Origin of the sequence: Candidatus Lernaella stagnicola, assembly GCA_030765525.1 — a bacterium.
Taxonomy (GTDB): Bacteria; Lernaellota; Lernaellaia; order Lernaellales; family Lernaellaceae; genus Lernaella; species Lernaella stagnicola.
In genome coordinates this window covers 191,337-206,128 of the sequence record JAVCCK010000042.1, presented here as the reverse complement: position 1 = coordinate 206,128, position 14,792 = coordinate 191,337, and the positions used below count along the sequence as shown (strand labels likewise).

Here is a 14,792-nt window from a genome sequence, read left to right as displayed (position 1 = left end):
TGCCGGCGGTGGCGTCAAGAAGCGAAACCGGGTCTTGTTTGCCACCGGCACCTTTTTTAGGAGAACCAACTCCATGATAGAGACGAAACCCGAAATCGGCCGGCGACTGGAAATCGTTGTGGAAAGCATCGCACCTTCCGGCAAAGGCAAGGGCCGGGCGCGAGACATGTCGCCGAAATTTTCCTTTTTTGTGGAAGGAACCGTGCCGGGCGATCGTGTGCTGGCCGAGGTGACGGGGGGCAAGAAACGGTATTTCGAAGCCGACCTCATCGAATTGCGCGAGGTCGGACCGGACCGCGTCGCCCCGCCGTGCCCGCACTACGAAGACTGCGGCGGCTGCCAATTGCAGCATCTCGACTACCAGGCGCAACTAGAGGCCAAGCGCGACGTTCTACGCTACCACCTAAAACGCCTGGGATTCGGCGACGTGGACGTGCCCCCCCTGGTCGCCTCGCCGAATCCGCTGCGCTACCGAGTTCGCAGTTCGCTGGATCTACTGCCCGGCGGCTCGCTGGGCATGGCGCGGCGGCGTAGTCGCGACTTGGTCGAAATTCGCTCCTGCCATCAAATGCACGCCGCGTTGGAAAGCGGCTTGTTCCAGGCCGCCGTGAAGTTCGCCGAGCGCTATCCGCGCGGCAGGGTGAAAATCGTCGGCGTATTGGATTCTACGGAACCGCGACGCGTATTCTGTCACCCTTACGTCGATGCCCGCGAAATGCACGCGCCGAGCGATTGGTTTCTGCTCGACAGCCGGTCGTTACGAGCCGCCGGTGATGCGCTTTGCCGCTATGAGGCGTTTGGTTTAGACCTGCGCTATGCGCCCGACTGCTTTACGCAGGTCAACCCGTCGCTGAACGAGAAGTTGGTCGGCTATGCGGTGGAACGCCTCGCGCCGAGTCGCAGCACCCGCGTGCTGGAGTTGTATGCGGGCATCGGTAATTTCACGCTGCCCGTGGCGCGCCACGCCAAGCGCGTAACGGCGGTGGAGTGGGCGCGCGGGGCCTCGTTCTTGACGGAGAACGCGCGGCGCAACGGGCTAAGTAACGTGACGGTCATCGGCGGCGACGCGGTGACGACGCTTGGGAGCCTGGCTCGGAAAAAGCAGCAGTTCGAGGCGGTTTTGCTCGATCCGCCGCGTGAAGGACTCGGGCCGCGCGGCGTGGACCTCCTGGGCGCGCTGGGGCCGCGGCGCATCGTCTACGTATCGTGCGAGCCCAAGAGTCTGCTGGCCGATGTGGCGAGGCTGAACGGGTTCCGGTATCGGTTGGCAAGCGTGCAGGCTTTCGATATGTTTCCGCAGACATTCCACTTGGAAACTGTAGCTGTTCTGGAGCGCTGATGATCCAAGCGATTCGCAACGTCTTGGTGATCACCGGCATCGTGCTTTCCACCCTCGTGTTCGCGATGAGCGCGGTGGCGTTCATGCTCGTGGGCATCAAAGGCCGTCTTATCGACCGGCACGCGACGATCTGGTCGCGCACGGTGGCGTGGATTGCCGGGATGAAACTGCAAGCGTTCGGCAAGCAGAACGTTGACCCGCAACGGACCTACGTGGTGGTGGTCAACCACCGCAGCCACCTGGACACTACCGTGCTCTACGTGCAATCGCCGGTGCCTATCCGCATGCTGGCCAAGGCGTCGCTCTTCAAAATCCCGGTGCTCGGCTGGTGCATGACGCTGGCCGGGCAGGTGCCCGTGCACCGGGACGAGGGCAAAACCGATATGGTCCGGTTGGAGCGAGATGTCGACCGGCTCATTCTCGAGGCCGGCCGCAGCCTTTGCGTTTTTCCCGAAGGCACGCGGCAGCAGCCCGGCGAATTCGGCGATTACAAAATGGGCGCCTTTATCATGGCGAAGGAATTCGACCTGCCGATCCTGCCGGTGAGCGTTGAAGACACGGGAAAGATCCTACCGGCGAAAATCGTGCGCTTCCGCAAGGGAGAAGTGAAACTGCGTTTCCATCCGCCGATTGCGGCCGAAGGAAAAACCGTCGACGAACTGGCCGCCGAAACCAAGTGCGTGATTGAGGCAGGGTGTCTGGCGTTGCGTGGTTGAAGCGGGCGCGACCTACAAGTCTTCGACCGAGCCCTTGCCCTCCCGGATGATCTCCGGGAAACCTTCCATAAAAGAAATGATGGTACTGGGTTCCGGGTAGATGTAACCGGCGTCGATGATCAAATCTACCTCGTGTCCGAAAAGCCGCATGATGTCGTCGGGGTCGGCCAGCAGTTCGCCGTCCAGGGCGCGCACGCTGGTACTAACCAGCGGCAGGCCGATTTCACTAGCCAGCGCCTGCAGAATGTTGTCGGCGGGGCAGCGCAGCCCGACTTCCTTGCGCGGCGTCTGCGTGATGCGCGGCGCGGCCTTGGTGGCGGGCAGAATGAAGGTATAGGGCCCGGGCAGCAGACGCCTCATCGCGCGGTAGGCGACGTCGTCAACCTTGGCATACTCGGCGATATTCGACAGGTCGGCGCACAGCAGCGACAGCGGCCGGTCCAGCGATTTGCCCTTGATGCGGTACAACGATTCGATGCCCTTTTTGTTTTCCAGGTGGACGCCGAAGGCGTAGGTCGTGTCGGTCGGATGGACGACAATACCGCCGCGGTTCAATATGTCGACAGTCTTGCCGATCAACCGCATCTGCGGGTTCTCCGGGTGTATGTGAAACAGTTCGGCCTTCGCCATTTGCTTTCCTTAGATCGTCGAATCGTTGTCGTCGTTATTGTCGTCGTTGTCATCATCATCGTCGGCGGGTTCACCGATCGTAATTTCGCAGACCGTGGTGTTCCGGCTTTCGTCTTCGTCCCACACGTTGAGCGTGATGCGGTCGGCCGGCGTGGCCGGGTCGCAGTTGGCGACCTGCACGCGCGTTTGAAAATCGCCCTGGGGCGTCTCAAACGGCCAACTGCATTTTGGATAGACGGCCCCGGAGGGGCAGCCGATCGTCAGCTCGAATTTTCCTGAAGCAATCGAAGCGAGATCGTGCGCCCCGCGCACTTCGAAACGCGCGCCGTCGACGAGCGTTTCCTGGGTGCCGAGCACTTCGGTCACTTCGATTTCATTGCCCGCATCGAAGGGGTCGAAACAGTTGGCGCTGTAGGGCAGGGCGACCAGGTCGTCGCCGGGGATGTCGCAGTTCCATTCGTCGCCGCCGGTGTCGTCGTCCTCGCCGGTGACTTCGCCGAGCGTCACGGCGCACATCACATGGTTGGTTTCCGTGTCGGCGTCGAAAAGCCTGAGCGTGATTTCCTGCGGTTTGACGATCTCACCGCAATCGGAGGTGTCGAGACGCAAGACGTAGTCGTCCGCGCTTTTCTTAAAAGGATAGCTGCACTTCTGGTAGGAATCGCAGCCGATGGACGCCTCGATTTTCCCGTTGTTAATCGACGCCAAGTCGAAAGCGCCGGTCAACTGCACACGAACGCCGCTGACGAGAACTTCCCCCTCGCCGAGAACGGAATCCACGGTGAGCATCGCGCCGGTGCCGGAGCCGTCGAAACAGTTGGCGGAAAACTCTACTTCCTCCAAACCGTCGGCCGAGATGTCGCAGTTGAATCCACCGCCGCCGCTGCCGGGTTGATAGACGCCCGGCGGCGGGATGTCGGCTACCTCTTTATCCTCACAGGCGAAAAAGGCTCCCGTCGCGAGCGCCAGAACGCTCACGAGCAATAGGGTGATCCACGATTTACGTCTCATGGCCTCTGCCTCCTCCGACCCGCGCAGTGTACCTCTCTCGTGACACACGAAGTTAGAGAATCTCGTCGCCCGCCGCAAGGGTCGTGATACGAAAGCGTGCTCAGGCGGACCGATATTCGGTATACTCCGCCCATGTCGACAATTCGCCGCTATGCGTTGTTCGCGATGACCCTGCTGGCCGCCGCCGGTTGCGGTTGGCTGCTTGCGGCGGAAGTACACGTATCGTTCCAGCGCGTCATTCAGCAAATTCAGGTCGCCGGGCCGTCGCGCCCCTGGCGGCCGGATTACCTTTGGGCTACGCCGGAGCGACCGCTTTTTATTCCGCTTAAGAACGCGCAACGCGTGCGGATTCCGCTGCAGGGTTTTGGCGATGCCCGCATTTTTTACGAGCCCGGCAGCGTTCCCATCCTGACCCTTCGCACCAAGCGCGACGGTGAGCGGTCCTGGTACCCACACCTTGCCGATTCCCAGAAACGAGCCGGCCGCGTTGTACCGCCGGAACCGACGGCCCGGCCCTTGGATGAACCGCTGTTTGTTTTCACACTCGAATTTCAAGTCGACGACGAGGGCCGCAGCGTCGTGGCGCTGACCGAGGCGAATGAGCCGGGATCCATGACGATTCCCTTGCGACCGCGCCCGGACACAGCGGCGGGCGTGTTGCGAGTGGAAGTGCTCGACGATCTGGCGGGCGTCGATCCGGCCGGGACGGGGACGGCGTCGTTCGTGGCGTTGGGCGCCGTGCAATTGGAGACGGTTGGTGGGGTGCGCCACTGGCCGCCGCCGACGCCGTGGTGGGTGAAGTTATTGGGGGCGGCGTTGCTGGCCGGGGTGGCCGTATGGCTCTGGCGAGTCGAACCGAGGTGGGGAATCGGGGCAACAGCCGCGGCGTTGGTTGTTGTCGCGCCCGGCGGCGTGCCGTGGCCGATCGTGCTTTTCTTCGGTGGGGTCGGCGGGTATCTCTTGGCGCGGCGAACGCATCCCGACGCCGCTGCTGACAAAGGCGGAACCGCGTGGCGGCACTTGGCGTGGTTGGTCGTCCTTTGGGGGTTGTTGTTGTGGATACCGGCCTGGCCGCAAATCGTGCGCCTCGGATTAATGATGGTGCTACCCGCGCTGTACCTGATGCGGCACCTGCCTCGTCGCAGTGCCGCTGGATGGTTTGCCGTGCCGGCGTGGTTGGCGGTCGTGTTGATTGTGCTGCCCGCGATGGAATTTGAGGCCCGTGATGTACGCCCGTTGCGAGAAGCCCGCGATCCCAGCCCGATTTTGGATACGTGGGATCTGGTTCACGATACCGATCTCGCAGCCGATCGAAACTTGACGGTGCGCGACACGCCGTGGTCGCACGTGGGCTGGCTCGGTTCGTCGAGCCTGTACGGCTCCGGATTGGTGGACCGGCGGAAAAGTTTTCCATTCTTGTTTTTTGAACGACAGGGCGTGAGGCAATCGGACCGGAATTCGAATGTTCCCGAACCACTACCGCAGGTGTGGGCTCGGCCGGGGTACGGCGACCTGCAGTTGTATTTGTTTTTGACCGCGCGCGACTTGAATCCGCCGCTGGACGTGCTGTTTTTCTATTTCGGCGGCAACGCGGGTCTCGGGGCCGGGGCGGCCGATTACTACCTGCAGCAGCGCGAGCGGTTGCGGCGGCTCAGCCTGTCGCCGGGCGATCCACTGCGGGAGAGCGCTTTGGTGACGCAATTCGCTTCCGTTTGGCCGATCAGGGCGTACCGCTTTCTGCAAAGCCACAGCGATGTGTTTCAATTGGCGGTTCATTGGCGCTTTTTGACCGCGCGGCAGCATGCGTTTCGGGTCGCAGCGGGCGACGAGCGATTGGGTCGCCAACGAGTCAAGCCGTCGCACGAGTCCGTGCTGTGGGGCTTGAGCGAATTTTGCCGGCGCAATGGCACAACATTGATCCTGATGCCGGAAATCAGTTCCGATTGGAAACCGATCCATCCCGATTACGCCGCCAAAATGCGTCGCGTGGCCGCCGAAAACGACCACGTGCAGTATTTTGACCTGTCGGAAATGCCCCTGAAAGGCGAGCCGCGTCGCGATTGGTTTTTGGACGACGTTCACCCCTCGGTGCGCGGACATGAAATGATCGCCGCGTTGTTGCGTGCGCAATTTGCTCTGCCGTCGCAGTCACACCGGCGGGAGGACAGAAGCCCGGCGAAGGCCGGGCCGACGTTGGACGAATTGCTGGCGCGGGAGCGTTAGTCGGAGCGCGGCTGGTCGTACACCACAAAACGCTCGAGGTCTCGGCCGGGGACGGTGGAGAGGTATTCGAATTCGCGGCGGCGGAACGTTTCCCACGGTATTTGTTCCAGACGGCGGCACCATGACTCGGCGGCCTCATCATACAAGCGTTGCTCGGTGAGTTCGGCCCCCGCGAGGTAGTCGGCGTTGAGCCGGGCGAAGATGGCGGTGGAATCGCAGACGCCGCCCGGAACAAAAAAGCGTTGCATGGAGGGCAGACAAATGATCGTGTTCGGCGGCGGCGGCTCGGAGCCGGAGGCCCGGTGGTAGAAAGCAATGTCGCTGAATTCGCGGCCCACATCCACGACGCGCAGCGCGCCGTTCCAGTTCGCCAGCGCGAGGGGAAGTCGGAAGGTGTGAGCCTCGGTGTCGGCCAAGTCGCCGATTATCCACAAAGTTTGTTTGGGGTCGGTTTGGGCCCGTTGTACGGCTTGGCGAACGATGTTGGTCGGGGCGTGTTCGCGCTGCTTCTTCGGGTAGAAGATCAGGTGTCCGATGTGGTCGGCTCGCGCGGCGCGCGTGCCGGATTTGAGATCGCCGTACGGCACCGTCGTTTCCACGTCGACGAAGGACAAGTAGCCAAACACTACAAGGCAAACGCCGATTAATGCGCCGCCAAGGGCGAATTGCAGGCGGCTGTTTTCAATTTTTGCCAAAGCGTAGGCGATGATCAGTGGCGCCAGAGGAAGAAAGCCAAAGAGGTAGTTGTAGTTTTTCTTGTGGACCAGCGTGATCAGAAGCAAGCCGCCGATGAATACGACCCACGGCAAGCCGGCCGAGAGGTCGCGTCGCCAAGCTAGAAAAGCCACCGCGCCGATCAGCGCCAGTGTCAGGGGCGGCAGCAGGTGCATCTTCCACAGCAGCAAGGGATAGGTGGTCCAGGCACCCAATGAGGAGGGACTACCGGCGCCGTACGCGCTGTCGGCAAGGTCCACGCCTTCGGCCCAAAGGTATCCAAACCGGTGGTTGACGTCGTTCCAGTTCGTCAGCAGCACGAAGACCAGCGCAGCGGCCAACGTAACCAGCAGGGCCCGCCGCCACGATTCGCGCAGCACGGCGAAACGGACGATCAATACGTAAGTTACCGCGATGCCGAACACGACCCACAATTGAAAATTGTCGCCGACGGTTTCGCCCATCCGGATCGACAAAGCTGCCACGGCGGCAAAGCCGACGGCGGGCGCAAAGCGGGTCCACCAGCGCGAAGCAGCCAGACAGAATAAGCCCGTGGCGGAAAAGGCCATCAAGGCGATGTTGGGAGAAAACAGGCGCGACCAGGAGAACGCGGCGGGCGTGAGAGCGACCAGCGCTCCGGCCCACACGGCGGCGCGGGGTCCGCCGAGAAAGAAAGCGGCTCCGAAGGTAAAGGCAATAAGCGCGAGGTAGTAGAGCGTCGAGATGGCGACCATCGAGAGATAGCTTTTGCCGAAGAGGAACAAGGTCTTGGCGGCGGAGAGGTTGTACCACGATTCGGTGGTGCGCATTCCCATCCGCAATAGGGTGTAGATTTCGGCCCCGGGGTCTTTTTCGAAGCGGTGGACCTGCTCGATGGCCACGAGGGCGGCGTCTTTACCGGCTGCGACGGGGGCGACGTGAGTGGAAAGCCAAAGGATATTGAGTACGGCGGCGGCCAGCAGCAATCCGAGAAGCGTGAGCCACAGAGCCTTGTTGTTCAAGTCCTTCCTCTCCATTTTCGGTCGGTTTTGTTTGTCGCACGCGCGATGTATAGTTTAGCAGGTTGCTTGCGTACGTGGAAACAGCATGCAGTAGAAGGCGTTTTTTGAAAAAAGGCAGAAAAAATAACGCAGTGCGAAAATAGCACTTGCAAGCCGGTTCGAATTTTGCTTGAATGAGCGCTCATTCAGTGTATGGACTAAGGGGTCCCAATTTGCCGATGTGTTTTGTGTGGAAATCGGGGATAACGGTGCCCGCGTCTGCGGGTAACCACGATATAGATAGGCCGATATTCAGCCTTCCAAATTCCTTTCCTTTTTCGATATCTGAAGGAGGTAGCTTCGCATGAGCAGAGAGATCAGAAAAGCTGCGGTGCTGGGCTCCGGCGTGATGGGCAGCGCCATCGCCGCCCACCTTGCCGGCAACGGCATCCCCGTCGTGATGCTCGACATCGTGCCTTTCCCCGACATGCTGTCGGAGGGTGAAAAGGCAAAAGTCGAGACAGACAAGAAGATCCGCAACAAGCTGGCAGCACAGAGTCTGAAGGCGGCACTGAAAGTGAAACCGCCTGCGTTCTACAGCAAGAAGGACGCCGCTCTCATCGAGATCGGCAACTTCGACGACGACTTTGAGAAGATCGCGGATTGCGATTGGATCATCGAGGTCGTGGTAGAGCGGATGGACATCAAGAAGATGATCATGGGTAAAATCGACCAGTACCGTAAGAAGGGTTCGATTGTTTCGTCGAACACTTCGGGTTTGTCGGTCGATACGATGGTCAGCGATTGTTCCGAGGAGATGCAGCAGCACTTCTTGGGCACGCACTTTTTCAACCCGGTGCGGTTCATGAAACTTCTGGAGATCATTCCGCATCCGAAGACCAATGAAGAAGTGTTGGCCTTCATGGAAGCGTTCTGCAAAGAGCGCTTGGGTAAAGGCGTGATCTGGGCGAAGGACACTCCGAACTTCGTCGCCAACCGCATCGGCGTGCACGGCATGATGGCCACGATGAAAGCCATGGCCGACATGGACTATCGTATCGACGAAGTCGACGCCATTGTGGGCCCGCCGTTGGGTCGTCCGAAGACGGCCGCGTTCAAGACCGCCGACTTGGTGGGTCTGGACACGTTGCACCACGTTGCCATGACCGTGGTGAATAACTGCCCGGACGATGAGTCGCTGGAAGCGTTCCGGCCGCCCGGATTTCTCGATCAGATGGTCGAGAAGAAAATGCTCGGCAACAAGACACGGGGCGGCTTCTACAAGAGAGTCGGCAAACAGCGCTTGGTGCTGGATTGGAAAACGATGGAATACGTCGACGCCGAGCGTCCGACTTTCGATTCCATCAAAGCGGCCAAGGGCAAGGGCGGCCTCGAAGCGCGGGTCAAGCACATTGTTTACTCCGACGACCGCGCCGGTCAGTTTGCGTGGCGTGTGGCCGTTGAGGGTTTGCTTTACACCGCCCGCCGCGTGCCGGAAATCGCCGACGCGATTTTGGAAATCGACCGCGGCATGAAATGGGGCTTCAACTGGAGGCTCGGCCCCTTCGAGACGTGGGATGCGATCGGCGTGCGCGAGAGCGTAGAGCGGATGCAGGCCGAGGGTCACGAGATCCCGGAAAACATCCTGGCGATGCTCGAGAACGGCAACGAGACCTTCTATAAGACCGAAGACGGCAAGAAGTTCCAGTACGACCTGGTCAACCACACGTACGTCGAAATTCCGAAAGATCCGCAGATCATCATTCTGCCGGAAGATTCGGCCGGCGAAGTGTGGAAGAACGACGGTGCGACGTTGTGGGATATGGGCGACGGCGTGATTTGCTGCGAATTCCACACGAAGATGAACGCGATCGACCAGGAGATCATCGACGGTCTGCACAAGATGGTCGACTTGCTGGAAGAAGGTCAGTTCGAAGCCGGCGTCGTGGGCAACCACGCGGACAATTTCTCGGTTGGTGCCAACGTGTTCATGATTCTCATGGCGATGAATCAGGGCCAGTCGGAGATGGTCGAGAAGCTGGCGTACGAGTTGCAACGTGCCAACATGCGTATGAAATACTGCAAGCGTCCAGTCGTGACGGCCCCGGCCGGCATGGCGTTGGGCGGCGGTTGCGAAGTAACCCTGCACGGCCAGCGGGTCGTGGCGGCGGCCGAGACTTACATCGGCTTGGTCGAAGTCGGCGTGGGCGTCATCCCGGCCGGCGGTGGCACGAAGGAAATGGTGTTGCGCACTGTCGAAGGTCGGCGGGCTGCGGGCACCGCGATTCTGCCTTTCGCGCAGAAAGCCTTCGAGAACATCGCGATGGCCAAAGTGGCGGTCGGCATGAAAGACGCGGTGGATAATATGATTCTCCGCCCGACCGACGTGATGGTTCCCAACCGCGATCTGTTGTTGCACCGGGCGAAGGAAGTGGCTTTGGGCTTGGCGGAAGCGGGTTTCGATCCGGGTCTGCCGCGCACCGACATTCCGGTCGGCGGCGAGAGCACCAGGGCGGCGTTCACTGTCGCGGCCAAATCCATGCGCGACTCTGGTTGGATCAGCGATTACGATGTTTTCATCGCGACGAAGATCGCCTACATCATTGGAGGCGGAGATCGTTGGGAAGGCCAGAAGATCAGCGAATGGGAACTGCTGGATATGGAGCGCGAAGCCTTCATGAGCCTGTTAGGCGAGGACAAGACGAAAGAGCGAATCGCCTACATGCTGCAGAACAACAAACCGCTGCGTAACTAAGCTTTACGGAGGAAGTAAAGATGAGAGAAGTTGTCATCGTTTCCGCTTGCCGTACGGCGGTTGGCAAGGCCAAGCGCGGCAGCTTGGTTCACACCCGGCCCGACGATATGGCCGGCGTCGTGATCGCGGAAGCTGTCAAACGGGCAGGCATTACACCGGATATGGTTGAAGACGTCGTTTTCGGCTGTGCAATGCCGGAAGGCGAACAGGGCATGAATGTGGCGCGTCAGGCCGTACACTGCGCCGGTTGGCCGGATGAAATTCCGGCTATGACGATTAATCGCTATTGCTCTTCGGGTATGCAAGCAATTTGGATCGCGCAAATGGACGTTATGTCCGGCATGATCGACATCGCCGTGGGTGGTGGTACCGAATCCATGACCATGATTCCCATGGGCGGTAACAAGATCGTACCGAACATTAAACTGGCTGAAAAATATCACCGGGCCTACGTCGGCATGGGACAGACGGCGGAAAACGTCGCGTCCAAGTACGGCGTATCCCGCGAAGATCAAGACCAGTTCGGCATGGAGTCGAACCAGAAAGCCGCCAAAGCGAACGAGACGGGCGCCTTCAAGGAACAGATCGTACCGTTGCCGGCGAAAATGTACGACGGCAAAGGTGGCGTCCGCGAATTCATCTTTGAAGTCGACGAAGGCCCCCGTGGCGATTCGACGATCGAAGGCATGGGTAAGCTGCGTCCGGCATTCGCGAATCCGAAGTCGAAATACCCGGGCAAAGAAGGTCTGGGCACCGTTACCGCCGGTAACGCTTCGCAGATGAGCGACGGCGCCGGAGCCGTGGTCTTGATGGCCAAGGAAAAGGCTGAGGAACTCGGGATCGAGCCGCTCGGTAAATTATGGGGCGTGCGCACCGTGGCCTTTGACCCGGATTACATGGGTATTGGTCCGGCGCTGGCGGTTCCGCTCCTCATGAAAACCGTCAATAAACGCTTCGACCTGAACTTGACATTCGATGATATCGGCGTGTTCGAGATCAACGAAGCCTTTGCTTCGCAGGCCGTTTACTGTTGCCGCGAGTTGGGCCTCGAAGGCGACCCGCGGGTCAACCCGAACGGTGGCGCGGTGGCCTTGGGTCACCCCTTGGGCGCAACCGGTGCGAAGCTGACCACGCAGGTCCTGTATCACATGCGGGACAACAATCTGCGGTGGGGCATCGTCACGATGTGCATCGGCGGCGGCATGGGCGCGGCCGGTCTGTACGAAAACTTGCAGTACAAGGGCTAATCAGCTCTTTGATTCTATTGGGCCGGGGCTTCGCGCCCCGGCCTTTTTTATGGTACTTCGCGCGATCGTGCATCGGCGGCGGCCGTCCTATATCAGCCCTCTTTTTTCGCGGCGTCGCGCGGGCTAAAGTCGCCCTATGACAAAACACGACGTAACCCACCGCGAGTTGATGAGTTTTGCCCGGGCTTTGGGTGAGGCGGAATACCGCTCCAAGCTGAACTATTTCCGCATTATGGAATATCCGCTGTCGCTAAATTTGCTCGCGGCCGAGCCGGGGGCGCGGGTGTTGGAAGTGGGCAGCGGCTTTGTCAGCCTGCCGCCGTTGTGGCTGGCCGCGGAGCGCGGCTGCGAAGTGACGGCGGTCGACAAGAAAGTCTGCGACGAGGACAACCGCCGCCACATCGAAGCGTTGAAAAAACGTGTTGGCGTAAACGGCGACAAGCTGCGCATCGTATCCGCCGACGCCCAGGACCTGCCTTTTGACGACGGGTATTTCGACCGTATCAGCGCCGTGTCGACGATCGAGCATTTCGCGCCGTTCACCGACGCGCCGGTAATGCGGGAGCTGGGCCGCGTGCTGGCCGACGGCGGGCGTTTGGTGCTTTCGGTGCCGTTCAACCTGGGGCGCCACATCGAAGAAGAGGACTGGGGCGGGGCGGGTTACGAGCAGCGGCATTACACGGATGTCACGTTGCGCGAGCGCCTCATCCACCCGAGCGGTTTGCATTTCGTCGGCGCGGTGGCGTTTGGGGAGATCGACGCGGAAACCGGCAAGCGAGTGATCGCGATGCCCGTCGAACAGCAACGCGACTTCGCCGCGAAAGCGGGTAAAAAGCCGGACAAGTACTGGCGGGAATACTACCGTGTCGAAGGCGAGCAGTTCGCGGTGCACCGGTCGCTGCTGCCGCAAGACGTGCTGGAGGCTTCGGGCTTGATCGCGGTGGTGTTGGAAAAGCGCGACGCGCCGCTACCGGCGAGCTACTTCGAGTACGATCCGCTGGAAAGCTGGATTCACAACGACCGCTTGACGCGTAACGAAAGCAATTCCGAGCATCGGCTGACGATCGACGCCGTGCGCTTTTTCAACTTGCTGGGCGCGGAGCTCGACACCTTTGACGCGGGCGAAACCATGAAGGTCGCCATCACTTTCACGGCGCAGGGGCCGGTGGAAAACCCGGCGTTTCGCATTCTGTTTCACAACAAGGCGGGCGAGGTCGTGGCCGGTTTGCATACGGGCCGCACGGATTTCGCAATCGGCCGCGTCGAGAAAACCCGCACGCTTGAAGTGACTTTCGGCATGCTGAATCTGGCCGGCGGCAAGTATGAGGTGACGGTCGGCGCGTGGGACCGCGACCGTCCCGACCCGATTCCCCCTGTCGCGTACGATGTGCATCACCGACGTTACGCCGTCGTGGTCAATCCGCGTGCGCAGGGCCTGGACGGCGAAGTTCATTTGCCACATGCGTTGAAGCTAATCTAGAACACGTCACCAATCGCCATGAAACGCCGAGCAGGCTAACCGCAGCAGCCTTTGTCATCGTCATCATCATCGGTGCTGGGGTCCGGTTCGGTCGGGTAGGAGTCGTCGTCATCGTCGGTGCCGATGGTGTCGTCGTCGACGTCGTCATTATCGTCATCGGCGGTTCCATCGTCGTCGTCGTCGTCGTCGTCATCGTCATCGTCAGCCGGAGGGGGCCCCGGATCGGCGCGCACGATGTAGCCAGCTGTCGAGACGAAAACTCCGTCGGTCCTACTTGCCGCCGCAGTCTTTTCCGGTTCGAGAGGGGATTGAAAGCCCGTCTGCCAAAGAAGTTCGCCTTCGTGGTTGAGGTGCTGCACGAAGTAATTCGTCAACTCGCAGCATTCGTGCGCGTACTCGCCGATGACCCAAAACCCGCCGACCCAAATCCCGCCGTCGTCGACCATCAACGCCGTAGTCTGCAAAAACGGCGTGTCGGGTTCCTTCACAAAATCGGTTTGGTTGATCTCATGGCGCCAGACGCGTTGGCCGTCCGTTGAGACCTTTTCGACAAAGGCGCTATCGGCGTCGTGATTGCCCATGACCAGGCAGGTATTGTCGGGCGCGAAAGCCACGACGCCCTCGCTGAACGCTTCCATTTCGTACTCGAAAGAAATGGCGGAGCCGGCGGAAAGGCGCGTCAAGTAGCTGGAGTCAACCGTGTTGGCGCCCAGCAGACAGAGTTCGCCGGCGTCGTTGCCTGCGTAACTACGGCGTGGCCGGCGCATCGAAATCGGGTCGGGTTTGTATCGAAAATCCCGTTGGTTCGCCATCTGTCCGTTTTCGTCAAAATAGAGGATTTGCCACTTTTGAAATGGCGCGTCCTCACCTTGCGCCTCGTACACGAGAGGGATGATAACTCCGTTGTAGGCGATCGGTACCACCTCGCCGAGAAATTGGATTTTTTCCTTGGAATGAACCGCAGACCATAGTTCGTCGCCGTTTTCATCAATAGATTTGATTTCCACAGCCCACGGGTCGTGCTGCAAAAGCAGAACATAGGCGCGATCGCCCGCCGCGGTAAGAGCGGGAATGGAGGGTAGGTCGAGGGAGAATGCTTCGTCGCCGTCGAAATCGAACGCCGTCACTCGATGAAGCTCCGAGACCCACACGCGATTTTGTGACGCAACCGCGTTTTGAATTCGCAACGGCATGGTCTGTTCCCATATCGTTTCGCCGTTATCGGCCAGTTGGCGAATGATGCCGTTGTAATTCGAGTAGTTGTGGAATTCGAACAGCGGGCCGGATTCAGACGCGACGAGGTTTGGTTCCTGACAGGTTATCAAATCGGCGAGGGTCCAGACGATTTCGCCCGCTTCATTCAGGTGGACCACCGGCATCGGTACGGGATCGCAATTCCAGCTTGGAATGGTGTCGGCGAACGCGGCGTGCGGAACAAGGAAACAAACGAGGGCGAAAAGCAGCGTGGCGAGACGATAATCCATCAACATCTCTCTTTCTCAAAACGAAAAAACAACGAATCGGACAAAACAATAACTAATATTCCGTATCCATTATTCTTCTACCATACACGCCGTTTTGTCTCAAGAAACATCCCGCGCGGGCCGCGCGAAGAACGGCCGTCGGTACAATAAGCCTGCGTAATTGCTGCGGTGGCCGGCGCGACGGAAGCCAAGAAAAACCGGCCGCCGTATTTG

General features: G+C 60.0%; 10 protein-coding genes. 6 read left to right on the top strand and 4 right to left on the bottom strand.

The window, feature by feature from the left end; translation table 11 throughout:
* The first annotated feature begins 73 nt into the window (after positions 1-73).
* Together P9L99_20450 and P9L99_20445 are read left to right on the top strand one after the other, a co-directional pair.
* Positions 74-1,339: a class I SAM-dependent RNA methyltransferase gene (locus P9L99_20450; protein MDP8225743.1), complete on the top strand. Its 1,266-nt coding sequence runs from the start codon at positions 74-76 to the stop codon at positions 1,337-1,339.
* Positions 1,339-2,055: a lysophospholipid acyltransferase family protein gene (locus P9L99_20445; GenBank protein ID MDP8225742.1), complete on the top strand. Its 717-nt coding sequence runs from the start codon at positions 1,339-1,341 to the stop codon at positions 2,053-2,055. The genes P9L99_20450 and P9L99_20445 overlap by 1 nt, the downstream gene beginning before the upstream one ends.
* 12 nt (positions 2,056-2,067) lie before the next feature.
* On the opposite strand, the gene P9L99_20440 is transcribed toward P9L99_20445, so the two are convergent.
* Entirely contained in the window at positions 2,068-2,685 is a 618-nt protein-coding gene (locus P9L99_20440) for an L-threonylcarbamoyladenylate synthase (GenBank protein MDP8225741.1), read from the bottom strand.
* 9 nt (positions 2,686-2,694) lie between these two features.
* Positions 2,695-3,696, bottom strand: a complete 1,002-nt coding sequence (locus P9L99_20435; protein ID MDP8225740.1) for a hypothetical protein — start codon at positions 3,694-3,696, stop codon at positions 2,695-2,697.
* Between the two features lie 132 nt (positions 3,697-3,828).
* Here P9L99_20435 and P9L99_20430 point away from each other — a divergent pair, with 132 nt between their 5' ends.
* Positions 3,829-5,919 (top strand): hypothetical protein, encoded by a 2,091-nt coding sequence (locus P9L99_20430; GenBank protein MDP8225739.1) that lies wholly within the window; start codon positions 3,829-3,831, stop codon positions 5,917-5,919.
* On the opposite strand, the gene P9L99_20425 is transcribed toward P9L99_20430, so the two are convergent.
* On the bottom strand, positions 5,916-7,634 hold the full coding sequence (locus tag P9L99_20425) for a hypothetical protein (protein ID MDP8225738.1): 1,719 nt from the start codon (positions 7,632-7,634) through the stop codon (positions 5,916-5,918). The two genes, P9L99_20430 and P9L99_20425, sit on opposite strands and share 4 nt — an antisense overlap.
* A 343-nt stretch (positions 7,635-7,977) precedes the next feature.
* Between P9L99_20425 and P9L99_20420 the strand changes: the two genes are divergently transcribed.
* The 3 genes from P9L99_20420 to P9L99_20410 all read left to right on the top strand — a co-directional run bounded on the left by P9L99_20420 (position 7,978) and on the right by P9L99_20410 (position 13,095).
* Positions 7,978-10,368 (top strand): 3-hydroxyacyl-CoA dehydrogenase/enoyl-CoA hydratase family protein, encoded by a 2,391-nt coding sequence (locus P9L99_20420; protein ID MDP8225737.1) that lies wholly within the window; start codon positions 7,978-7,980, stop codon positions 10,366-10,368.
* A gap of 20 nt (positions 10,369-10,388) precedes the next feature.
* Positions 10,389-11,615 (top strand): thiolase family protein, encoded by a 1,227-nt coding sequence (locus P9L99_20415; protein MDP8225736.1) that lies wholly within the window; start codon positions 10,389-10,391, stop codon positions 11,613-11,615.
* A 136-nt stretch (positions 11,616-11,751) separates the two neighbouring features.
* A complete protein-coding gene (locus P9L99_20410) occupies positions 11,752-13,095 on the top strand; it encodes a Wzt carbohydrate-binding domain-containing protein (GenBank protein MDP8225735.1) in 1,344 nt (447 codons plus the stop codon).
* A 35-nt stretch (positions 13,096-13,130) separates the two neighbouring features.
* Here the strand turns inward: P9L99_20410 and P9L99_20405 are convergent, their stop codons facing one another.
* On the bottom strand, positions 13,131-14,579 hold the full coding sequence (locus P9L99_20405) for a hypothetical protein (protein MDP8225734.1): 1,449 nt from the start codon (positions 14,577-14,579) through the stop codon (positions 13,131-13,133).
* Positions 14,580-14,792: the final 213 nt, after the last annotated feature.